Source organism: Variovorax pasteuri (genome assembly GCF_051216435.1).
GTDB lineage: Bacteria > Pseudomonadota > Gammaproteobacteria > Burkholderiales > Burkholderiaceae_C > Variovorax.
Window position 1 is genome coordinate 154645 of sequence record NZ_JBPJZS010000002.1, and the last position, 22453, is coordinate 177097.

At 68.6% G+C, this 22453-nt stretch carries 20 protein-coding genes; 15 read left to right on the plus strand and 5 right to left on the minus strand.

Going from position 1 to position 22453, the window contains the following annotated elements; genetic code table 11:
- Positions 1–2 precede the first annotated feature (2 nt).
- Genes gsiD through ACSFBM_RS07795 form a run of 3 tightly spaced genes read left to right on the plus strand, consistent with a single transcriptional unit; the run spans position 3 to position 2891 of the window.
- Entirely contained in the window at positions 3–929 is a 927-nt protein-coding gene (gene gsiD, locus ACSFBM_RS07785) for a glutathione ABC transporter permease GsiD (RefSeq protein WP_435483854.1), read from the plus strand.
- Between the two features lie 20 nt (positions 930–949).
- Positions 950–2050, plus strand: coding sequence for a P1 family peptidase (locus ACSFBM_RS07790; protein ID WP_435483855.1), 1101 nt, complete (start codon positions 950–952; stop codon positions 2048–2050).
- 22 nt (positions 2051–2072) lie between these two features.
- Positions 2073–2891 (plus strand): M55 family metallopeptidase, encoded by an 819-nt coding sequence (locus ACSFBM_RS07795; RefSeq protein WP_435483856.1) that lies wholly within the window; start codon positions 2073–2075, stop codon positions 2889–2891.
- A gap of 44 nt (positions 2892–2935) precedes the next feature.
- Here the strand turns inward: ACSFBM_RS07795 and ACSFBM_RS07800 are convergent, their stop codons facing one another.
- The gene (locus tag ACSFBM_RS07800; RefSeq protein WP_435483857.1) at positions 2936–4576 is read right to left on the minus strand and encodes a methyl-accepting chemotaxis protein; all 1641 of its coding nucleotides are present in this window, start codon (positions 4574–4576) and stop codon (positions 2936–2938) included.
- Between the two features lie 412 nt (positions 4577–4988).
- Here ACSFBM_RS07800 and ACSFBM_RS07805 point away from each other — a divergent pair, with 412 nt between their 5' ends.
- The 7 genes from ACSFBM_RS07805 to ACSFBM_RS07835 are packed head-to-tail and all read left to right on the plus strand — an operon-like array spanning position 4989 to position 11543.
- Positions 4989–6767 (plus strand): nitrite/sulfite reductase, encoded by a 1779-nt coding sequence (locus ACSFBM_RS07805; protein WP_435483858.1) that lies wholly within the window; start codon positions 4989–4991, stop codon positions 6765–6767.
- On the plus strand, positions 6764–7159 hold the full coding sequence (locus ACSFBM_RS07810; RefSeq protein WP_435483859.1) for a DUF934 domain-containing protein: 396 nt from the start codon (positions 6764–6766) through the stop codon (positions 7157–7159). Before ACSFBM_RS07805 ends, ACSFBM_RS07810 begins: the two co-directional genes overlap by 4 nt.
- A 23-nt stretch (positions 7160–7182) precedes the next feature.
- Positions 7183–7803: a phosphoadenosine phosphosulfate reductase domain-containing protein gene (locus ACSFBM_RS07815; protein WP_435483860.1), complete on the plus strand. Its 621-nt coding sequence runs from the start codon at positions 7183–7185 to the stop codon at positions 7801–7803.
- Positions 7804–7850: 47 nt separating this feature from the next.
- Complete coding sequence (cysD, locus tag ACSFBM_RS07820; RefSeq protein ID WP_435483861.1) at positions 7851–8792, plus strand: sulfate adenylyltransferase subunit CysD; 942 nt, start codon at positions 7851–7853, stop codon at positions 8790–8792.
- Entirely contained in the window at positions 8792–10129 is a 1338-nt protein-coding gene (locus ACSFBM_RS07825; RefSeq protein WP_435483862.1) for a sulfate adenylyltransferase subunit 1, read from the plus strand. Before cysD ends, ACSFBM_RS07825 begins: the two co-directional genes overlap by 1 nt.
- Before the next feature lie 41 nt (positions 10130–10170).
- Positions 10171–10500, plus strand: coding sequence for a ferredoxin FdxA (gene fdxA, locus ACSFBM_RS07830; protein WP_435438176.1), 330 nt, complete (start codon positions 10171–10173; stop codon positions 10498–10500).
- Positions 10497–11543 (plus strand): NAD(P)/FAD-dependent oxidoreductase, encoded by a 1047-nt coding sequence (locus tag ACSFBM_RS07835; RefSeq protein WP_435484778.1) that lies wholly within the window; start codon positions 10497–10499, stop codon positions 11541–11543. The genes fdxA and ACSFBM_RS07835 overlap by 4 nt, the downstream gene beginning before the upstream one ends.
- Here the strand turns inward: ACSFBM_RS07835 and ACSFBM_RS07840 are convergent, their stop codons facing one another.
- Positions 11544–12845 carry an aspartate aminotransferase family protein gene (locus ACSFBM_RS07840; protein WP_435483863.1) on the minus strand — a complete coding sequence of 434 codons (1302 nt, stop codon included), beginning with the start codon at positions 12843–12845 and terminating at the stop codon, positions 11544–11546.
- A 116-nt stretch (positions 12846–12961) separates the two neighbouring features.
- On the opposite strand from ACSFBM_RS07840, the gene ACSFBM_RS07845 reads away from it, so the two are divergent.
- On the plus strand, positions 12962–13732 hold the full coding sequence (locus tag ACSFBM_RS07845; RefSeq protein WP_435483864.1) for a TetR/AcrR family transcriptional regulator: 771 nt from the start codon (positions 12962–12964) through the stop codon (positions 13730–13732).
- On the opposite strand, the gene ACSFBM_RS07850 is transcribed toward ACSFBM_RS07845, so the two are convergent.
- Positions 13719–14660, minus strand: coding sequence for a LysR family transcriptional regulator (locus tag ACSFBM_RS07850; protein WP_435483865.1), 942 nt, complete (start codon positions 14658–14660; stop codon positions 13719–13721). The two genes, ACSFBM_RS07845 and ACSFBM_RS07850, sit on opposite strands and share 14 nt — an antisense overlap.
- Before the next feature lie 84 nt (positions 14661–14744).
- On the opposite strand from ACSFBM_RS07850, the gene ACSFBM_RS07855 reads away from it, so the two are divergent.
- From ACSFBM_RS07855 to ACSFBM_RS07865, 3 genes are read left to right on the plus strand one after another with little or no spacing between them, the layout of a single operon-like run.
- Positions 14745–15755 carry a Bug family tripartite tricarboxylate transporter substrate binding protein gene (locus ACSFBM_RS07855; protein ID WP_435483866.1) on the plus strand — a complete coding sequence of 337 codons (1011 nt, stop codon included), beginning with the start codon at positions 14745–14747 and terminating at the stop codon, positions 15753–15755.
- Positions 15752–16987 carry a Rieske 2Fe-2S domain-containing protein gene (locus ACSFBM_RS07860; protein ID WP_435483867.1) on the plus strand — a complete coding sequence of 412 codons (1236 nt, stop codon included), beginning with the start codon at positions 15752–15754 and terminating at the stop codon, positions 16985–16987. Before ACSFBM_RS07855 ends, ACSFBM_RS07860 begins: the two co-directional genes overlap by 4 nt.
- On the plus strand, positions 16984–17958 hold the full coding sequence (locus ACSFBM_RS07865) for a PDR/VanB family oxidoreductase (RefSeq protein WP_435483868.1): 975 nt from the start codon (positions 16984–16986) through the stop codon (positions 17956–17958). Before ACSFBM_RS07860 ends, ACSFBM_RS07865 begins: the two co-directional genes overlap by 4 nt.
- Here ACSFBM_RS07865 and ACSFBM_RS07870 read toward each other — a convergent pair.
- Complete coding sequence (locus ACSFBM_RS07870) at positions 17932–19872, minus strand: adenylate/guanylate cyclase domain-containing protein (protein WP_435483869.1); 1941 nt, start codon at positions 19870–19872, stop codon at positions 17932–17934. The two genes, ACSFBM_RS07865 and ACSFBM_RS07870, sit on opposite strands and share 27 nt — an antisense overlap.
- A gap of 367 nt (positions 19873–20239) precedes the next feature.
- Here ACSFBM_RS07870 and ACSFBM_RS07875 point away from each other — a divergent pair, with 367 nt between their 5' ends.
- Entirely contained in the window at positions 20240–21583 is a 1344-nt protein-coding gene (locus ACSFBM_RS07875; RefSeq protein WP_435483870.1) for a purine-cytosine permease family protein, read from the plus strand.
- Here the strand turns inward: ACSFBM_RS07875 and thiD are convergent.
- Positions 21516–22376 carry a bifunctional hydroxymethylpyrimidine kinase/phosphomethylpyrimidine kinase gene (gene thiD / locus ACSFBM_RS07880; RefSeq protein WP_435483871.1) on the minus strand — a complete coding sequence of 287 codons (861 nt, stop codon included), beginning with the start codon at positions 22374–22376 and terminating at the stop codon, positions 21516–21518. The two genes, ACSFBM_RS07875 and thiD, sit on opposite strands and share 68 nt — an antisense overlap.
- Positions 22377–22453 lie beyond the last annotated feature (77 nt).

Sequence of the window (22453 nt, forward strand, 5' to 3'; positions counted from 1 at the left end):
ACATGACGCAAGCTTCCGGCGCGCCTGCCGACATCATTCTTCCGACCTCCCCGGTCGCCACCCTCCAAACCGCCGGCAAGGTCCGCACGCCCTGGGGGGAGTGCTGGCGCCGCTTCAAGAAGCAGCCCGTGGGCATCGTGGCCGCGCTGTTCGTGGCGCTGCTGGTGTTCATCGCGGTGTTCTCGCCGTGGATCGTGCCCTTCGATCCGGAGAACTTCTTCGACTACGACATGCTCAACAGCGGCCCCTCGGCCACGCACTGGATGGGCGTGGACCCGCTGGGCCGCGACATCTTCAGCCGCATCCTGGCGGGTGCGCGCATCTCGCTGATGGCGGGCTTTGTGTCGGTGCTGGTGGGCGGCTTCATCGGCACGGCCTTCGGCCTGCTGGCGGGCTACTACGAAGGCTGGTGGGACCGCATCGTGATGCGCGTGTCGGACGTGCTGTTCGCCTTCCCCGGCATCTTGCTGGCGCTGGGCGTGGTGGCCATCCTGGGCAGCAGCATGACCAACGTGGTGGTGGCGGTGTCGGTGTTCAGCGTGCCGGCGTTCGCGCGCCTGGTGCGCGGCAACACCCTGGTGCTCAAGCAGCAGACCTACATCGAGGCCGAGCGCAGCATCGGCGCGTCGGACTGGACGATCATCGTGCGGCACATCCTGCCGGGCACGATCTCGTCGATCGTGGTGTATTTCTCGATGCGCGTGGGCACCTCGATCATCACGGCAGCCAGCCTGTCGTTCCTGGGCATGGGCGCGCAGGCGCCCACGCCCGAGTGGGGTGCGATGCTCAGCGAAGCGCGCGCCGACATGGTGACCTCGCCGCACGTGGCGCTGTTCCCCAGCCTGGCCATCTTCTTCACCGTGCTCGCCTTCAACCTGCTGGGCGACGCACTGCGCGACGCGCTCGATCCGAAGATCGACCGCCAGTAAATTCCTGGTTCCCGGCTCCCATGTCTTCCAGCGCGCAGCACGCCAACCTTCCCTTCATCGGCCACCTGCTCCAGGGCGAACGCAACGCGATCACCGACGTGGCGGGCGTCACGGTCGGCCACCAGACGCTGGACGACGGCGGCGTGCAGACGGGCGTGACGGTGATCCGGCCGCACGCCGGCGACCCGTTCCGCGACAAGGTGCCGGCCGCTGCCGTGGTGCTCAACGGCTTCGGCAAGAGCGTGGGGCTGGTGCAGCTCGAAGAGCTGGGCGTGCTGGAAACGCCCATCGCGCTGACCAACACCTTCTCGGTGGGCACGGTGGCCACGGCGCAGATCCGCGAGTGCGTGGCGAACAACCCCGAGACCGGGCGCGCGCTGCCCACGGTGAACCCGCTGGTGTTCGAGTGCAACGACGGCTATCTCAACGACATCCAGCGGCTGGCCGTGAAAGAGGCGGACTACCTGCAGGCGCTGCAAGGCGCCAGCGCCGACTTTGCGCAAGGCTCGGTCGGCGCGGGGCGCGGCATGTCGAGCTTCCAGCTCAAGGGCGGCATCGGCAGTGCATCCCGCCGCGTGTCGTCGCGAAGTACCGGCCCCGGTCACCCGGGTTCTGCGCGCGGCTGCCACACGGTCGGCACGCTGGTGCTGGCGAACTACGGGCGGCAGCCGCAACTGCTGCTCGCCGGCCACGCGGTGGGCGAGCGGCTCGCCGCACTGCAGGCCGCGCGCCGGCCGGCACCGCTGGACGAAGCCGAGAAGGGTTCGATCATCATCGTGGTGGCCACCGACGCACCGCTTGACGCGCGCCAGCTGCGCCGCCTGGCGCTGCGCGCGGGGGCTGGCCTGGCCCGCACGGGCTCGGTGTTCGGCCATGGCAGCGGGGACATCGTGCTGGCCTTTTCCACCGCCTACACCGTGCCGGACCGCGTCGAACGGGCGATGCCGGCCGTGGCGATGCTGCACGACGCGCTGCTCGACGGCCTGTTCCAGGCCGCGGCCGACAGCACCGAGCAGGCGATTCTTCATGCGCTGTGGCGCGCCACGCCCGTGACGGGGCGCGACGGCAACCACCGCGCCGCGCTGGCCGAGCTGCTGCCGCCCTCTTCACTCTCTTGCTGACCTCATCACTGACTGCACCGCCATGAAAGTCCTGATCTCCACCGACATCGAAGGCGTCGCCGGCGTCTACCACCCCGAGCAGGTGCGCCCCGGCAACCCCGAGTTCGAGCGCGCGCGCCTGCTGATGACGCAGGAAGCCAACGCGGCGATCGCCGGCGCCTTCGACGCGGGCGCCACCGAGGTGCTGGTGAACGACTCGCACGGGGGCTTTCGCAACATGCCGCCCGATGTGCTCGACCCGCGCGCCCGCGTGGTGCAGGGCAAGCCGCGCTACCTGAGCATGGTGGCCGGCGTGGAAGAAGGCGTGGACGCGGTCTGCATGGTGGGCTACCACTCGCGCGCACAGGGCCGCGGCATTTTGGCGCACACCATCAACAGCTTTGCCTTTGCGAGCATTGCGCTGAACGGGCAGGAACTGGGCGAGGCCGGGCTCTACGGCGCGCTGGCCGGCGAGTACGGCGTGCCGGTGGTCATGGGCAGCGGCGACGACGTGTTCATCGCCGAGAACCGGCCGCTCTTTCCGCATGCGACCTTCGTGGAAACCAAGAAGGCCACGGGCTTCGGCAGCGGCGTTTCGCTGTCGCCCGAGCAGTCGCGCCGTGCCATCCGTGCCGGCGTGGAAGAAGCCTTGGCTGCGCATGCCAATGCCAAGCCGCTGGTCCTTGCGGGCCCGCAGACCGTGACGCTGCGCACCCAGTCGACCGCGCTGGCCGACCTGTTCTGCCAGTGGCCGGCGTTCGAGCGCGTGGACGGCGTCACGCTGCGCTTCACCGCCCAGACGGTGGAAGCGGCGGTGCGCATGCTGAACTGCTGCTCGGCGATGTCGTCGATGCTGCGCTGAGGCGGCGCGGCACCCGGGCACCCGGGCACTTCGCCCTTTCTTCCTTACTGGAACGCGACTTCGCGCATGCCGATGCCGCGCGGCGCGTCCGACGCGAAGGCGCGCGGGGCATGGCCCAGGGCGGGAGCGCTGTGCCCCTGCTCCAGCTTGAACTGACCCACGATCTGCGACAGGCTGCCCGCCTGCTCCTGCAGCGACTGCGCGGCGGCCGAGGCTTCTTCCACCAGCGCGGCGTTCTGCTGCGTGGCCTGGTCCATCTGCGTGATGGCCTGGTTGATCTGCTCGATGCCCGAGGTCTGCTCCTGGCTGGCGGCGCTGATCTCGCCCATGATGTCGGTCACCCGCTTCACGCTGCCCACGATCTCCTCCATGGTGCGCCCGGCGTCGGCCACCTGGCGGCTGCCCTCCTCGACCTTTTCCACCGAGTCGCCGATCAGCGTCTTGATTTCCTTGGCGGCCGCGGCCGAGCGCTGCGCCAGGCTGCGCACTTCGGAAGCCACCACGGCGAAGCCGCGCCCCTGGTCGCCCGCGCGGGCCGCTTCCACCGCGGCGTTCAGCGCCAGGATGTTGGTCTGGAAGGCAATGCCGTCGATCACGCTGATGATGTCCACGATCTTCTTGGACGACGCATTGATCGAGCCCATCGTCTCCACCACCTGGAACACGACGCTGCCGCCGCGCACGGCCACTTCCGAGGCCGAGGTGGCCAGCTGGTTGGCCTGGCGCGCGTTGTCGGCGTTCTGCTTGACGGTGGAGGTCAGCTCCTCGATGGAGGCGGCCGTCTGCTCCAGCGAGCTCGCCTGCTCTTCGGTGCGCGAGGACAGGTCCTGGTTGCCGGTGGCGATCTGCGTGCTGGCGGTGCTCACGTTCATCACCACGCCGTGCACCTGCGAGAGCGAGCCCTGCAGGGCGCTGCGCATCAGGTCGAGCGCGCGCAGCAGGTGGCCGGTTTCGTCCTTTGCGTAGCGGGATTGCGCGGCGCCGGTCAGGTCCATGTCGGCGATCGACTGGGCGATGGTTTCGGCGCTGCGCAGCGGAAGCACGATGCTGCGCGCCAGCATCCAGGCCAGCAGCGCACCGGCCACCAGGCTGACGGCGGAGCACACGATCAGCAGCGTGCTGGTTTGCGCGCGCAGGTCGTTGGCGCGCGCGGCGGCCGCGTCGAGCTGCTCGCGCTGCATGTCCACCACCTGCTGCACGCCGGCGATGTAGCTGACCGACGTGGGCTGGAACTGGTTGTCGAAGGCGCGGTTGGCACCGGCCAGGTCGCCCGTCAGCTTGAGCTTGCTGACTTCTTCGCGCGAGGCGAGGTAGGCCTTGCGCAGGCTGCCCACCTTTTCGAGCAAGGCCTTCTCTTCGGGCTTGACCAGCTTGCCCTCGATGAATTTCTGCAGCTCGTTGGTGTCCTTGATGGACTTGGCCGTGGCCGGCGCGAAGTAGTCGATCAGGCTCGAATCGCTGCTCTTGGCGATGGCCGCGGCGCGCTGCACGCCCGAGGTGGTGTGGCGCAGCCAGTCGGAGCCGGCGCGCTCGGTCTTCACGTTGTCCTGGATCATCGTGTCGATCTCCTGGCTCAGTTGCTGCAGCTTCAGCACCGCGGCCACGCTGGTGGCCAGGAAAAGCGCCAGGATGGCGCCCAGCACGATGGCTAGGCGCTTGCCAATTGAGACGTTGCTCAAGAACATTATCGGACTCCGGGACTCAAGGGGTATGGAAAGACGGCCGCCGAGGCACGCTCGGCGCGCATCGAATCTGAAGGAAGCGGCCAAGGCGGCCGCTCTCCTTGGCTGGATATCGGCAGTTCGGCCGAAAACTTGAGGGCCCGGCGGCAAACAGGCGCCGGCGCCTGCGAGGAACTCGTTCTGTTCCTAGAATTCCCCGGGCCGGCGACACGTTTCTGGCCCGCCCGGCTTATCCGGAATAAGCATCCAACCGTCCCGCAACCCGCATGGATACTGGTGAATAAGCTTATCCGCATAAGGCGCGAACCAAAAAATAGTTTGTTTCCATAAGGCCCCCTTTCAGAATCTCGGCTTCTTGCTGGGGCGCCCCGTTTCACGTTCGGCACCGCACTTCCTCAAGACACACGCACGCACGATGTACCAATACACAGAATTCGATCGCCAGTTCGTTCATCAACGAGCCGCCCAGTTCAGAGACCAGCTCGAGCGCTGGCAAAAGGGCAAGCTGCCCGAGGACGAGTTCCGCCCGCTGCGGCTGCAGAACGGCTGGTATGTGCAGCGCTACGCGCCCATGCTGCGCGTGGCCGTGCCCTACGGCGAGCTGTCGAGCCGCCAGATTCGTGTGCTGGCGCGCATCGCCCGCGAATACGACGAACCCGAAGCCGAGGTCTACCGCAAGGCGCTGGAAATCCAGGGCGGCATGGGCAGCCACAAGCTGCCGACCCACTACGCCCACTTCTCGACGCGCCAGAACGTCCAGTACAACTGGATTCCGCTGGCCAAGTCGGCCGACGTGATGGACCTGCTGGCCTCGGTGGACATGCACGGCATCCAGACCAGCGGCAATTGCATCCGCAACATCACGAGCGACGAGCGTGCCGGCATTGCCGTCGACGAAATCGCCGATCCGCGGCCGTTCGCGGAAATCATGCGCCAGTGGAGCACGCTGCACCCTGAATTCGCCTTCCTGCCGCGCAAGTTCAAGATTGCCATCACCGGCGCCACCGAAGACCGCGCGGCCACCGGCTGGCACGACGTGGGCCTGCACGTGGTGAAGAACGAGGCCGGAGAACTCGGTTTTCGCGTGCAGGTGGGCGGCGGCATGGGCCGCACGCCCATCATCGGCACCGTGCTGCGCGAGTTCCTGCCGTGGCAGCAGATCATGAATTACCTCGAAGCGGTGATCCGGGTCTACAACCGCTACGGCCGCCGCGACAACATCTACAAGGCGCGCATCAAGATCCTGGTGAAGGCCGAAGGCCAGCGCTACATCGACGACGTGGACGCCGAGTACAAGCAGATCCTGGAGGTCGACGGCGCTCCGCACACCATCACGCAGGCAGAGTACGACCGCGTGGCCGCCTCCTTCGTGCCGCCGACGCTGGCCACCCGCGTGCTGCAGAGCGCCGAGAAGACCGACGCCGAACTGCGCGCCCACGCCGCCGACGACGTGCAGTTCGCCCGCTGGCTCGCCCGCAACGTGGCGCCGCACAAGAACCCCGCGCTGCGCGCCGTCACGCTGTCGTTCAAGCGCCTGAAGCAGGCGCCCGGCGATGCGGATGCCGACCAGCTCGACACGCTCGCGCAACTGGCCGACCGCTTCTCCGCCGGCGAAGCCCGCGTGACGCACGACCAGAACGTGGTGCTGCCCTGGGTGCATGCCGAAGACCTGCATGCGCTGTGGCTCGCCGCCCGCGCCGCCGGCCTGGCCAGCGCCAACGTGCACCTGCTGACGGACATGATCGCCTGCCCCGGCGGCGACTTCTGCTCGCTGGCCAATGCGCGCTCGATTCCCATCGCCGAGGCGATCACCGAGCGCTACCAGGACCTGGACGAGCTCGACGACCTGGGCGAGATCGACCTGCACATCAGCGGCTGCATCAATTCGTGCGGCCACCACCACAGCGGCCACATCGGCATCCTCGGCGTCGACAAGGACGGCAAGGAGTGGTACCAGGTGTCGCTGGGCGGCTCCGACGGTTCCGCGCTCAGCGGCGCGCCGGTGGCCGGCAAGGCCGTGGGCCCCTCGTTCTCGGCGGCCGAAGTGCCGGGCGTGATCGAGGCCGTGCTCACCACCTACCGCGACACCCGTGTGTCGGGCGAGACCTTCATCGACACACTGCGGCGCGTGGGGCCCGACCCGTTCAAGGCCGCGGCCAACGGTGCGCGTTTCAAGGTGGAGGAAGCAGCATGAAGAAGACTCTCAACATCCTGGCGGCCGAAGACCACATCGACGACGGCGACCCCAAGGTGCTGCAGCTCGCCAACGACGCCGACCCGTTCGCCATCGAGGCCTGCCTGTCGGACATCGAGCGCATCGACCTGAACTTTCCCAAGTTCACCGACGGGCGCGCCTACAGCCAGGCCTTCCTGCTGCGCCGCCGGCTGGGCTTCACCGGCGACATCCGCGCCACGGGCGATGTGCTGATCGACCAGCTGGTGCAGATGGAACGCACCGGCTTTTCCAGCGCCGTGCTGAAGGAAGGCGTGGACGCCTCCGACGCGCAGCGCCAGTTCGACCGCTTCTCTGCCTTCTACCAGGGCGATGCAGTGAAGACCGCGCCGCACTTCGCGGCCGGCAGCTGAGCGCGCTTACCAAGATCTTCGACATGAGCATCGACCTCGCACGCATCAACACCGAACTCGGCCGCAACGCCGAGGGCCTGGTGGACTGGGCCATCGGCCTGGGCCAGCCCGCGATCATCACCACCAACTTCCGGCCCTTCGAGGCCGTGATCCTGCACATGGTCACGCGGGCCAAGCGCGATGTTCCCGTGGTCTGGATGGACAACGGCTACAACACCGAGGCCACCTACCGCTTTGCCGACGAGGTGACCCGGCAGCTGGGCCTGGACCTGCACATCTACCTGCCGCGCCGCTCGCGTGCGCACCGCGAAGCGGTGGAGGGCCAGACGCCCGCGCTCGACGATCCGCGCCACGCCGCGTTCACCGAAGAGGTGAAGCTGGAGCCCTTTGCCCGCGCGTTGCGCGAGACGGCACCCAAGGTCTGGTTCACCGCGCTGCGGGCCACCGACACGGCGGTGCGCGCGCAGATGGACCCGGTCAGCGTCAACCCCGACGGGCTCGTCAAGGTCGCGCCGCTGCTGCATTGGTCGTCCAAGGATCTTCACGAGTACTGCGTGAAACACGGCCTGCCCAACAACTTCGACTACGTGGACCCGACCAAGGGCGAAGACAACCGCGAGTGCGGCCTGCATCTCGCGCACTGAGCGCCAACGGCTCACCGATTCCCAGCATTCAGCAAGCACCCCATCCGATGAACGCCCGTACCGAAACCGAACTGCTGCTGTCGCCGGCGCACCTGTCCAACACGCACCTCGATGCGCTGGAGGAAGAAACCATCTTCATCCTGCGCGAGGTGGCGGCCGCATTCGAGCGCCCCACCCTGCTGTTCTCGGGCGGCAAGGACTCGCTGGTGCTGCTGAAGTGCGCGGAAAAGGCGTTCGGCGCGGGCCGCATTCCCTACCCGCTGCTGATGATCGACACGGGCCACAACTTCCCCGAAGTCACGGCCTACCGCGACCAGCGCGCGAAGGAGCTGGGCGCCAAACTCATCGTGCGCAACGTGGAAGACTCGATGAAGCGCGGCACCGTGCGCCTGGCCCACCCGGGAGAGTCGCGCAATGCGCACCAGTCGGTGACGCTGCTCGAGGCGATCGAAGAATTCCGCTTCGACGCGCTCATCGGCGGCGCCCGCCGCGACGAGGAAAAGGCGCGCGCCAAGGAGCGCATCTTTTCGCACCGCGACAGCTTCGGCCAATGGCAGCCCAAGGACCAGCGCCCCGAGCTGTGGACGCTGTTCAACACGCGCCTGGCCCCGGGCGAGCACTTTCGCGTGTTCCCCATCTCCAACTGGACCGAGCTGGACGTGTGGCAGTACATCGAGCGCGAGCACGTCGGCCTGCCGTCGATCTACTACACGCACAAGCGCGAAGTGGTCGAGCGCCGCGGCCTGCTGGTGCCGGTGACCGAACTGACCCCGCCGCGCGACGGCGAAACGGTGCAGGTGCGCGACGTGCGCTTTCGCACCGTGGGCGACATCACCACCACCTGCCCGGTGGAAAGCCTGGCGGCCGACGCCGCCGACGTGGTGCTGGAGACGCTGTCGGTCGACGTCAGCGAGCGCGGCGCCACGCGCATGGACGACATGACGTCCGAAGCTTCGATGGAAAAACGAAAGAAAGACGGTTACTTCTGATGAGCGCGACCACTGCAACCCCTGTCACGGCCGGCATTCACGGCGACACCGGCACCGCCCTGCGCTTCATAACCTGCGGCTCTGTCGACGACGGCAAGAGCACGCTCATCGGCCGCCTGCTGGTGGACAGCAAGACCGTGCTGCAAGACCAGCTGGCCGGCGTGCAGCGCGGCGGCGAAACCGACCTGGCCCTGCTGACGGACGGTCTCTCGGCCGAGCGCGAGCAAGGCATCACCATCGACGTGGCCTACCGCTACTTCTCGACCGCCAGGCGCAAGTTCATCATCGGCGACGCGCCGGGCCACGAGCAGTACACGCGCAACATGGTGACGGCCGCCTCGGCCGCCGACGCCGCCGTGGTGCTGGTCGACGCGACCAAGCTGGGCTGGGCCGCCGAAGTGGAAGACGGCACCGTGGTCTCGCGCGAGCTGCTGCCGCAGACGCGCCGCCACACGCTGCTGTGCAACCTGCTGCGCGTGCAGTCGATCGTGTTCGCGGTGAACAAGCTCGACGCCATCGCCGATGCCGGCCTGGCCTTCGAACGCATCTCGACCGCGCTGAACGCCTTTGCCGAAGCGGCCGGCGTGCGGGTGGCGGCCATCGTGCCGATCTCGGCGCTCAAGGGCTGGAACGTGGCCACGCGCCACGCCGACTGGGTCGGCTACGAAGGCCCGAGCCTGCTCGAACTGCTCGAAGACCTGCCGGTCACGGTGCAGGACGAGGCCGTGCCCTTCGCCTTTCCGGTGCAGTGGGTCGAGAAGTTCTCCTCGTCGGCCGACACCTCGCAGGGCCGCCGCGTGTTCTGGGGCCGCGTGGCCTCGGGCCATGTGGAACCCGGCCAGCGCGTGACGGTGCTGCCGAGCAACCAGACCGCCACCGTCGCCCAGGTGCTCAACCACACGCGCCATCCGCAGGCGGTGCATGCGGGCCACAGCGCCGGCATCGTGCTCGACCGCGAGGTCGACGTGTCGCGCGGCGACTGGCTGCTGGCGCCCGAGGCCTTCGAGCCGGTGCGCGAGATCACCGCCACAGTGGCCTGGCTGGACGACGAGCCACTGGTCGCGGGCCGCGTGTACTGGGCACTGCAGGGCCACCGCTGGGTCAAGGCCAAGGTGGCGCGCATTGTCGACCGGGTGAACATCACCACCCTCGAATCGGAGCCAACCACCCAGCTGGAAGCCAATGCCATCGGCGACGTGGTGCTGGCGCTGCAGCAGCCGCTGGCGGTGCTTCCCTTCGCGCAATCGCGCGCGCTCGGCTCGCTGGTGCTGGTCGATACGGCCTCCCACAAGACCGCCGCTGCCGTGCTTGTGCAGCCCGCCGCCGCAAAGGCCTAAAATCTGGGGTTTTCCCCGATCACATTGACGTCAAAAAACAAATGACCCACGTCGTCTCCGAAGCCTGCATCCGCTGCAAATACACCGACTGCGTGGACGTTTGCCCCGTCGACTGCTTCCGCGAAGGTCCCAACATGCTGGTGATCGACCCGGACGAATGCATCGACTGCGCCGTCTGCATTCCCGAATGCCCGGTCAACGCGATCTACGCCGAAGAAGACCTGCCGGCCAACCAGATCGCCTTCATCAAGATCAACGCCGAGCTGGCCGTCGCCGACGGCTGGAAGAGCATCACCAAGCGCAAGCCCGCGCTGCCTGACGCCGAAGAGTGGAAAGACAAGACCGACAAAGCCGGGGAGCTGGTGCGCTGAACCAGCCCACCGCTCCTGCCGTGGCCATCGAAACCGACGCCCTGATCGTCGGTGCCGGCCCTGTCGGGCTGTTCCAGGCCTTTCAACTGGGCCTGCTTGAAATTTCCTGCCACATCGTCGATGCACTGCCCGCCGCGGGCGGCCAGTGCGTGGCGCTGTATGGCGACAAGCCGATCTACGACATTCCCGGCACGCCCATGACCAGCGGGCGCGACCTCGCGCAATCGCTGCTCGCGCAGGTGGCGCCGTTCAAGCCGCAGTTTCATTTCGGCGAGCAAGTGGCCACGCTGGCGCGGCAAGCCGACGAGCGGCTGCTGCTGACGACCTCGGCAGGCACGGCCTTCCTGGCGAAGACGGTGTTCATCGCGGCCGGCGTGGGCGCCTTCGTGCCCAAGCGCATCACCATCGACGGCATCGCGCAGTTCGAAGGCAGCTCGCTTTTCTATCACCCCGAATCGCTGGACCGCTTTGCGGGGCAGACGGTGGTGGTGAACGGTGGTGACGACATCGCTCTTGAAACGGCCATTGCGCTCACGTCCATCGCCGGTCAGGTCACGCTGGTCCACCGGCGCGACGGCTTCCAGGCCGACGAGGCGAACATCGCCGAGATGCGCGCCCTCGTGGCCGCGGGCAAGCTGGCCTTCCGCGTCGGCCAGCCGACCGCCTTCGACGGCAAGCAACTGCAGATCACCACGCCCGATGCAACGACCATCGACCTGCCGCTCGATGCGCTGGTCGCCTGCCTCGGCATTTCGCCCCGGCTCGGTCCCATCGCCGACTGGGGCCTGGAACTGGAGCGCAAGCAGGTGCCCGTCGACACCGAAAAATACGAAACGCGCGAGCGCGGCGTGTTCGCGGTGGGCGACATCAACACCTACCCCGGCAAGAAGAAGCTCATCGTCTGCGGCTTCCACGAGGCCACGCTGGCGGCCTGGGGCGCCACCGCCATCGTGTTCCCGGGCAAGGCCGTTCCGCTGCAGTACACGACCACCAGCACGCGGCTGCACGAGCTGCTGGGCGTGACCAAGCGCAACGGAGCCTGATCAGGCGCGGGGCAGCAGCGCCCCGTATTCGCCGATGAAGCTGCCGATGGCGGCGACGAAGCGGTCGATGTCCGCGTCCACCACCGGCAAGGACAGCACGACGAAACCGCGCGGCGAGGCATAGATGCCTTGCGCCAGCAGGTGGAAGAACAGCAACTGGCGCAGCCGCCCGTCGACACCGGCCAGGTCTTCGGAGCAAACCACCTCGCCCTTCACGAAATGCGCATTCATCAGCGAGCCCAGGCCGGTGAACTGCAGCGCCACGCCCTCCTGCTCGCACAGCGCGTTGAGCCGCGCGCGCATCGCCTCGCCGCGGGCGGCCAGCGCGCCGGCCGCCTCGGGCGGGAACAGCTGTGTGAGCCCCGCGTAGCCCGCCGCCATCGTCATCACGTTGTTGTTGAAGGTGCCCGAGTGCGACAGCGGCCCGGTGCGCGGGTCGAACAGCGCCATCACGTCGGCGCGCCCGCCGAAGGCGCCGAAGGACATGCCGCCGCCGATGTACTTGCCCAGCGTGGTCAGGTCCGCGCGAATGCCCAGCTGGTTGGCCAGCCCGTGCGGCGCGAGCCGCGAAGTCATCACCTCGTCGAATATCAACAAGGCGCCCACGCGCGTGGCCGATTCGCGCAAGGCCTGCAGGAAGTCGAGCCGCCCCGGAATGCAGCCGCTCGCACCCTGCATCGGCTCGACCAGCACCGCCGCCACGTCGGCGCCGTGTTTGTCGATCTGCTCGCGCGCCGCCTGCGCGTCGTTGTAGGGCAGCACCAAAAAGTCGAACGGCACCGTCGTCGGCAGCGGCTGGGCGCCGAAGCCCAGCACGCCGCCGTGGTAGCCGCCCGAGAACACCACGATCTTGCGGCGGCCCGTGAAATGCAGCGCCGCGGTGAGCGCCATCAGGTTCGCCTCGGTGCCCGAGTTGGTGAAGCGCAACTGCTCGATCTGCGGAAAGCGCTCGCAGATGAGCTGCGCCAGCCGGCCTTCGAGCAAGTTGTGGCCCGTGAGGTTGATGCCGCTCTTCATCGCCTCGACGACCGCGTCGCGGATCTCGGGTGCGGAGTGGCCGTAGACGCCGGCCGTGTACTCGGCGATGAAGTCCGCATAGCGGTGGCCGTCGGCGTCCCACAGCGCGGCGCCCTCTCCCCTGGCGATGGTCAGCGGGAACGGGGCGTAGAACAGCACCGAGCGGCTGTTGGCGCCCGGCATGTAGCGCGACTGTTCGTCGAACTGGCGGCGGCTGGCCGGGTTGCGGTCCGCGAAGCGTTGGTGGGCTTGGCCGACGGCCTGATCGATGGCGGCATGCGTCATGGGAAATGTTCTCCGGGCAGGTGCTGACATTACGGGTCATCGATCAACAATTTAATTGATCAATGCTCAATTAATATTGTTTATACAGCCAATTCAGCTGCCGCACAATGCAGCGGATGCCGACACCGACAAAGACGAAAGCGCCTGCCAAGGCCAAACCCGAGCCCGGAGCCGAGCCCCGGACGGCCGGCCGCCCCGCCGGCAGTGCGGCCCTGACCAAGCAGCGCATCGCCGAAGCCGCGCTCGAGCAGATCGACGAGTTCGGCCTGGGCGCCTTCAGCATGCGCGAACTGGCGGCCCGGCTGGGCGTGTACCCGGCCACGGTGCACTGGCACGTGAGCACGCGCGAGGCGCTGCTGGCCGAGGTGGCCGCCGCCGTCATGGCCGAGGTGGCGCCGCCACCGGGCAAGCTGGCCTGGCAGGCATGGATCGCCGAACTGTTTCGCCGCAGCCGCGCCGCCGTGCGCCGCCACCCCAACGTGGCGCAGCTGCTGGGGGCGCAGCTGGTGTCGAACGGCAGCCTGCCGATCGAACTGGTCGAAGGGGTGCTCGCGGCGCTCACCGAAGCCGGCTTTGAAGGCGAGGCGCTGCTGGAGGCCTACAACTGCGTGATCGCGGCGATGCTGGGCTTCCTGACGATGGAGTTCTCGCCCCTGCCCGCCGACAACACCCAGGCCTGGGCCGAAGAGTTGCGCGAGCGCGTGCACACCATTCGCCCGCTCGACCATCCGGTGCTCACGCGCAACCTGCCGCTGATGGCCAACAAGGCCTTCATCCTGCGCTGGGACAACGGCACCACCGTGCCGCTGGACGGCAGCTTCGAGCGGCACATCCAGATCACCGTCGACGGGCTGGAGGCGTTCGCGCGCAGGGTCAGGCCGGGCTGACAACGGTTGCGGCAGCCTCGGTGCCGCGCCCGATGCGCAGCAGCGCGTCTTTCAGCCACAGCACGCCAGCATCGGAATTGGAACGCCGGTTCCAGCACACGACCGAGCGGTAGCCCTGCAGCTCGAACGGCAACGGGTGCACCGCGAGCACATCGCGGAATCGATCGGCCACGCGCAGCGGCATCACGGCGACATGGTCGGTGTGCGCGAGCAGGTCGACGATCTGGCCGAAGCTGGTCATGGCCACGCTCATGGTGCGCGTGTGTCCCATCCGGGCCAGCACCTGGTCGATGAGGTCGTCCAGCGCCGAGCTTCCATAGCCCAGGAAGACGTGCGGCGCACCGCAGAAGGCGTCTAGCGTCGCTTCGGCGCCCAGAGTCGGATGGCCGTGCCGCACCGCGACCACATAGCGGTCTTCGTACAGCAGCGCAGATTCGCAGTCGCTCGGCGGCTGCAGGCGCGGCAGCACGGCGATGTCGAAGTCGCCCTTGCGCAGGCGCTCGGTCAGTGTCAGGAACGAGCTGGTCTCCCAGTAGATGCGCACGCGCGAGCCGCACGCCACCAGCTCGTTGGCGAGCGTGGGCAGCAGCAGGTGGCTGGCGTAGTCGCCGCCCGAAATACGAAAGATGCGTTGCGAGGCCGCCGGGTCGAAGCCCTCGCCCGGCTCCAGCATGGCCGACAGGTCGGCCAGCACGCGCTCCACCTGGCCGGCCAGCGCCTGCGCGCGCGCCGTGGGTTCCACGCCGTGCGCGGTGCGGGTGAACAGCGGATCGCCGAAGGTGTCGCGCAGCCGGTTGAGCGAGGCGCTCACCGCAGGCTGGCTCAGGAAGAGCCGGGTTGCCGCGCGCGACACGCTGCGTTCGCGCATCAGCGCATCGAAGGTCCGCAGCATGCCGACGTCGAGGCTGCGGATATCACGTAGGGCCATATCTCATATCCAAAGCTTCGAATTGCCCGTGGGGCGGGCTGTCCGTATCGTCCAGCGCACAAGTACAACACGACTGGAGACACGATGAATCGGTTCAGACCCTCGCCGCATGGGGCGCCCACGCGCCGCCGCACGCTCGGCATGCTGGGTGCCGGGCTCGCCACGCTGGCGGCCGGCTCCGCCCTCGCGCAGGCGCCGCGCTTTCCGAACCGCGTGGTGCGCATCGTTCCCTTCGGCTCGCCCGGCGGGCCGATGGACGTCATTGCGCGCATCTACGCGGAGAAGCTCAAGACACGCTGGAGCCAGCCGGTGATCGTCGAAGCCAGGCCCGGCGCCAGCGGCACCATCGCCGCCGACACTGTCGCCAAGGCCGCGCCCGACGGCTACACCGTATTGCTCACGCTGCCACTCACGCACATCAACAACGTGGTGCTGCAGCCCAGGCTGCCCTACGACCCGGTGAAGGACTTCGAGCCGCTGTCGCAGCTGGCCACCGGCGGACCGATGCTGATCGCGCGGGCCTCGGTGCCGTTTTCGAACGTGCGCGAGTTCGTGGCCTACGCCAAGGCGCACCCCGGCGTGTCCTACGGCACCTGGGGCAACGGCTCCAACGCGCACCTGTTCGGCGAACTGCTGGCGCGCCAGGCCGGCATCGACCTGGTCCACGTGCCCTACAAAGCGGAAGCCGCGGCGCACAACGACATGTTCGGCGAAGCGCTGGGCGTGGCCTGGGCCAACCCTTCGACCGCGCGCGCACTGGCGCAGGCCGGCAAGATCAAGGTGCTGGGCATCACCGGGCGCAAGCGCGTGCGCTCGATGCCCGACGTGCCGACCTTCACCGAGCAGGGTTTCCCCGGCTTCGACCTCGACAGCTGGATCGGCGTGTACGCCCCCGCGAAAACCCCGCAGCCCGTGCTCGACGAGTGGTCGAGCGCGCTGCGCGACATCACGAAGATGCCCGACGTGCAGGAGCGCCTGGTCGGCTTCGGCTTCGAACCCCTGGGCAGCACGCCTGCCGAGTTCCGGGCCAGCTACAAGGCCGACTTTCCCCGCGTCGCGGACCTGATCAAGGCCGCTGGAGTCACCCCCGAATGAGCACCGCCACACCTCTCTCCTCGTCCACGCCTGCCGCGGCAGACTGGCAGCCCATCGTCATGGACACCGGCACGGCCTACGGCCGCAAGCCACCGAGCCACAAGCCCGAACTCACCGAAGTTGGCGCGGGCACGCCCATGGGCGAGCTGCTGCGCCGCTACTGGCACCCGATCGGCCTGGCCGCCGATGCGAGCCACACGCCGCGCCAGGTGCGCGTGCTGGGCGAAGACCTGATCCTGTTTCGCGACAAGAGCGGCCGCGCGGGTCTGGTGCACTGGCGCTGCGCGCACCGAGGTGCTTCGCTCTACTACGGGCGCGTGGAAGAAGAAGGCATTCGCTGCTGCTACCACGGCTGGATGTTCGACGTGCAGGGCCACTGCGTCGACCAGCCCTGCGAGCCCGACGGCGGCGTGCGCAGCCGCGGCCGGGTGCGCCAGCCCTGGTACCCGGTGCAGGAGCAGTACGGCCTGGTCTGGGCCTACCTCGGCCCGGCCGACAAGAAGCCCGTGCTGCCGCGCTACGACTGCCTGGAGACGATGGACGAAGGCGAAACGCTGGAGGCCGACGGCAACAGCATCGGCGGCGGCGGCCCGCAGGTCATTCCGTGCAACTGGCTGCAGCACTACGAGAACGTGGCCGACCCGTTCCACGTGCCGGTGCTGCACGGCAGCTTCAGCGGCACGCAGTTCGTGGCCCTGATGGGCCAGATGCCGGAGGTGAGCTTCGAGAGCACAGAGACCGGCGTGAAGATCACCTCGATCCGCACGCTGGAAGACGGCGGCACCTTCCGGCGCGTGGCCGGCCCCGTGCTGCCGACGCTGCGCGTGGTGCCGAACCCGCGGGTGGCCGCCTACGGGCGGGTGGAATCCATTGGCTGGGTGCTGCCGATCGACGACCACAGCTTTCGCATCTACACCGTGGGCCGCGTGAAGACGCCGGGCGACCTGGCCCGCGTGCGCTCGCGGCTGAACGGCAAGCTGTGGGAGGACCTGAGCGAGGCCGAGCACCGCAGCTTTCCGGGCGACTACGAGGCGCAAGTGAGCCAGGGCGCGATCACGGCGCATTCGGAAGAACACCTGGCCACGTCGGACCGCGGGATCGTGATGCTGCGCCGGTTGCTGCAACGTCAACTCGATGCAGTGCGCGAAGGCCGCGACCCGGCCGGCGTGAGCTTCGACCCTGCGGCGGCGCCGGTGCACTTCGAGGCCGGCAACTTCCTCGTGCGCGAATGAGTGCAACGGTGAGCGCCACCATCGCTGTCCGGGTGGCGCACAAGACATGCGAGGCCGAGGGCGTGGCCGGGTTCCGGCTGGTGGCCGCGGACGGCACACGCCTGCCCGATTTTTCACCCGGCGCGCACATCGATGTGTCGCTGCCGGGCGGCCTGGTGCGGCAGTACTCGCTGTGCAATGCGTCGGCGCAGGACGACCACTACGAAATCGGCGTGCTGCGCGACGCGGGCTCGCGCGGCGGCTCTCTGGCAATGCACGACGCGGTCCATGAAGGCGCCGTGCTTCGGATCAGCCCACCGCGCAACCACTTTCCGCTCGACGAGCGTGCGACGCACAGCCTGTTGCTGGCCGGCGGCATCGGCGTGACGCCGCTGCTGTCGATGGCGCAGCGTCTGGACGCAATGGGGGCAGACTTCGCGCTGCACTGCTGCAGCAGAACGGCCGCGCGCGCACCGTATCGGCGCCGGCTGGAAGACAGTGCATTCGCGGACCGGGTGTTCTTCCACCGTGACGACGGACCCCCGCCGCAGCACCTGGACCTGCCCGCGACCATCGGCCAGCCGGGCCCCGGCAGGCACCTCTACGTGTGCGGCCCGCAGGGCTTTCTCGACGCGGTCCGCGCCACGGCGCGCAGCCTGCAATGGGCAGACACGCAAGTGCACTTCGAATACTTCTCGGGCGCCGCGCCGTCGGCCGAGGGGCAAGGCGGCTTCGAGGTCGAACTGCGCAGCTCGGGCCGCGTGGTACGCGTGCCCGAATCGCTCAGCGTGGTGGACGCGCTTGCGGCCGAGGGCATCGGCATTCCGGTTTCCTGCGCGCAGGGCGTGTGCGGCACCTGCCTCACGCGCGTGCTGGCAGGCGAAATCGCGCACAACGACCTCTACCTGACGCCCTCGGAGCAGGCCGCGAACGACCAGTTTCTGCCCTGCTGCTCGCGGGCCCGCTCAGCGCGCCTGGTGCTCGATCTCTAGCAGTTCGTACAGCACCATGCGCGTCTGCCGGCCGCGCAGCTCGGCCAGCTCGTCGATGCGCCGGGTCGCGAGCCGCCCGCCGAACCCTTCGAAGGTCGCCTGCGAAATGAGCGTGCGCGTGCCCAGGTCCTTGTTGGCGCCCTCGATGCGGCTGGCCACGTTGATCACGTCGCCCACGGCCGTGTACGACAGCCGGTCGCTGGAACCCAGCACGCCCGCGATCGCCATGCCGGTGTGAATGCCGATGCGGGTGCGGAACTCGCGCATGCCTTCGGCGCGCCACCGGGTATTCAACGCGTTCATCTCGGCATGCAGTTCCAGCGCGGCCATGCAGGCGCGGTACTCCGCGTCTTCCAGGTCCGACGGCGCGCCCCACAGCACCATGATGCCGTCGCCCATGAACTTGTCGACCACGCCGCCGTGCCGCGCGAAGATGCGCGCCGCCAGGTTGAAGTACTCGGTCAGCTGCTTCACGAGCACGTCGGCGTCCAGCGATTCCGAGATGGAGGTGAAGCCCTCCACATCGGTGAACATCGCGGTGATTCGGCGCGGCGAACCGCTGGGCGCGAGCGCATGGCCCTCGGCGATGAGCTGCTTGATGAGGTCCACCGGCACGAACTTGCTGAAGGCCTTGAGGCTGCGCGCGGAATCGTCGAGCGCCTGGCTCAGGTGCTGGATCTCCAGAACCCGGCTCGACGCGAGCGGCAGGTTGTCCAGCTCCAGCCGACCGATGCGGCGCGCCACGCGCGCGAGGTTCTCGATCGGCAGGGTCACGAGCCTGGACAGCCGCAGCGCGATGAACAGCGCCACCGCCAGGAAGCTCAGCGTCAGCAGCAGCGCCAGCGCCAAGGCGCGCTGCAGGCCGCCGAGCAGCACGTCCTCGTGCTCCCAGCTCACCAGCAGCCAGCCCGTGGGCGCGATGCGCGAGGTCTGCGCCATGTAGCGCTCGCCTTCGTGCACGAACGAAAAGGCCGAGTCCTCGGCACCGCCCACCGTGCCGTCGGCCAGGATGTGCGCGTGCAGCGCGCCCAGCACGCCGCTGTCGGGCAGCGCCAGGCGACGGACCGGGTCGGGGTGATCGCTGCGCGCGAGCACGTGGTCGTCGGCGCTCAGCAGGGCGCTGTCGCCGTGGCCCGTGCCGCCGAACACGCGCACCAGGCGCGACAGGTGGCCCAGCGACACATCGGCGCCCAGCACCAGTGCCTGCACGCGGCCCTCGTCGTCGCGCCGCAGGCTGGGCAGTGCGTAGGTCATGTTGAGTTCGCCGCTTTCGGCATCGACGAAGGGCGCGGTCCACAGCGCGCGGCGGACCGCCAGCGCCTGCACGACCCAGTCGTTGCGCGCGGGGTCGTGGTTGCTGCGGAAGGCCTCGATGCGGGTGGTGGCGTAGCGCGCGCGCGGGTCGCCGTCGCCCACGGTGTCGGGCGTCGGCTTGAACTCCCAGGTCTCGGTGCTGAAGGCGGCATCGCGCAGCACCTGCCACACCGCGGACACGGGATAGCGCTCGGCCATCATCTGGTGCCCGTCGTCGCTCACCACGCCGATGCTGTCCAGCTCGGGCGTTTGCTCCAGCGCCGCCCAGAGCAGCTCGGCCGTCTGCTCACCGTCCTGGCCCGCGGGGTGCAGGCCGGGCGTGTGGCCGAGGGCGCGCACCAGCGCCTCGGTCTTGGCCAGAAAGGCGAGCACGTTGTCCTCGACCCGGTCGTGGTTGACCTTGTGCGCCGATTCGCCCACGCGCGACACCAGCCGCTGCGCGCCCCAGTACCCGAAGGCCACCAGCAGCAGCGACTGCACCAGTGCGACCAGGCAGATGATGGTGCCGACGTCGACCCTGAAGCGCCGCATGCGCGCAGGCGGGGATGAAGAAGCCGGCGATGCCGCCCTTTCGTCCGGATGACTCAAATCGTCAGCCATGGCAGTTCCTCTCTCGTGCACCAGCGTGCCCGCCCCGTTTCTTGTTCGCTTCCTGCAGGCAGCCAATGACTGCCGCGACCGAAGATGGGCGCCATTCTGGCCCTGATCCGGCGGGGGCCGACGTGTTCCCGGGGGCGTTTTGCGGCAGGGGATAAAATCCGGCCCGCACCGCAGTTCGCCGTGGTGCATTGCTAGGGGTGTCGAGCCGGAACGCGTTCCGGGGCTGACTGAGAGAGTCCCTTTGAACCTGACTGAGGTAATCCTCGCGCAGGGAAGCTGGTCCGGCGGCCTGTCGCGTTGTCTCGCGCGACGGCCGAGCCGCTGGAGCCTCGCCCACCTGCCAAACCTTTTGCACTGGAGCAAACGGATGGCACACGACAACAACGGATCCTTCCCCGCCAATGAGGCGCTCACGCCGCTGCCCGCGTCGCAACGCGTGTTCGGCTGGCACGACCACGCCTCGCTGTGGTTCAGCCTGGGCGTGGGCCTGCTGGTGATGCAGATCGGCGCCTACCTGGTGCCGGCCGTGGGCACGCGCGACGCGGCCCTGGCGATCGTCCTGGGCTCCTGCCTCGGCGCCGGCCTGCTGGCCTGGACCGCGCGGCTGGGCTGCGAGAGCGGCCTGGCCAGCGCAGGCCTGATGCACGCCACCTACGGCAGCGCCTTCGCGCGGCTGCCGGTGCTGCTGAACATCGTGCAGCTGGTGGGCTGGACCACCTTCGAGCTGGTCATCATGCGCGAGGGCACGCAGGCCATCGGCCAGGCGGCCTTCGGCCCTTCGCTGGGCACGGCATGGGGCGGCGTGCTGACCACGCTGCTGTGGGGCGCGGTGCTGCTGGCGCTGCTCGCGGGCTCGATGGTGAAGCTGGTGCGCCGCTTCGTGAGCCGCTTCGGCCTGCCGCTGGTGGTGCTGTCGCTGCTGTGGCTCAGCTGGCAGTTCGCCACCCGGCTTCAGGCCAAGGGGCTGGACGCCTTCTGGGCGCGGCCCGGCGACGGCAGCATGGGGCTGTTCGGCGCGCTGGACCTCGTCATTGCCATGCCGGTGTCGTGGCTGCCGCTGGTGGCCGACTACGCGCGGCACGGCAAGCGCAGCGCGGGTGGACTGGGCAGCGCCTTCAGCGGCACGTGGATCGGCTATGCGCTGGCCAACGTCTGGTGCTACGCGCTGGGCGTGATGGTGGTGAGCGTGGCCGAGCCGGGCACCGAACTCGTGATGGCGTTGCTGCTCGCGCAGGGCGGGCTGGTGGCCCTGGGCCTGATCCTGATCGACGAGCTCGACAACGCGTACGGCGATGTCTATTCCGGTTCCGTTTCCACGCACAGCCTGTTGCCGCGCTGGAGCGTGAAGCGCTGGGGGCTGCTGCTGGCCGCGCTGTGCATCGCACTGGCGCTGGTGCTGCCGATGCACACGCTGGAGCCCTTCCTGCTGCTGCTGAGTTCGGTGTTCGTGCCGCTCTATGGCGTGATCATCGGGCGCATGGGCAGCGGCCGTTCCGTATCGCTGGCGGCCGGGCGCAAGGTCGATGTGCTTGCAGCGCTGATCTGGATCGCGGGCATCGCGGCGTACCACGCGCTCGCCAAGTGGGCGCCGCAGTTCGGCTCGGCCCTGCCGACGCTGGCGGCGACCTTCGTGCTCGCCTGGCTCAGCCGGCCGAGGCCGATGGCGACCACGGCAGGCGGTGCATCGGCACTGGCGCGAAACCGTGGTTGAGCGGGCCATGACCGGCACCGACCTTCACGCCCGCTCCGGCCGCCATGGCGCCGAGGATGTAGGCGCGCGCCCGCTCGACCGCGTCGGGCAGCGTCGCGCCCAATGCCAGGTGCGCGGCAATGGCGGACGACAGCGTGCAGCCGGTGCCGTGCAGGTTGCGGCTGGCGATGCGCTTGGCAGCCAGGCGCTTTCTTTCGCCACCGGCTTGCAGCAGCACGTCGACCACGTCGTCGCCGGGCAGGTGGCCGCCCTTGAGCAGCACGGCCTTCGCGCCGAGCGCCAGCAGTTCGTCGGCCGCGGCGTCGAGCGCGTCGATGCCGTCGATGGCATGGCCGATCAACAAGGCCGCTTCGTCGAGGTTGGGCGTGACGACCAGCGCGCGCGGGAACAGCTCGCGCACCAGCACCTGCACCGTTTCGGCCGCGATCAGGCGGTCGCCGCTGGTGGCGACCATCACCGGGTCGAGCACCATGTTCTTCAGCTGGTAGCGGTCGACGGCCCAGGCCACCACCTCGACCACTTCGGGGGCATGCAGCATGCCGAGCTTGACGGCATCGACGCCGATGTCTTCCACCACGGCCTGGATCTGCGACTTGAGGAACGCGGGCGGCACGCCGTGGATGCCCGACACGCCCAGCGTGTTCTGCGCGGTGAGCGCGGTGATGGCCGTCATGCCATAGCAGCCGAGGGCCGCGAAGGTCTTCAGGTCGGCCTGGATGCCGGCGCCGCCGCCGCTGTCGGAGCCGGCGATGGAGAGCACGCGTGCGTAGCGCTGGGTGGGTGCATGGGTCATGCTGAAAATTATCGGCGACTGTTTTCCCTTTCTTGCTCCCTCCTCTCCCGGGGGAGGGTCGGGGTGGGGGCACGACG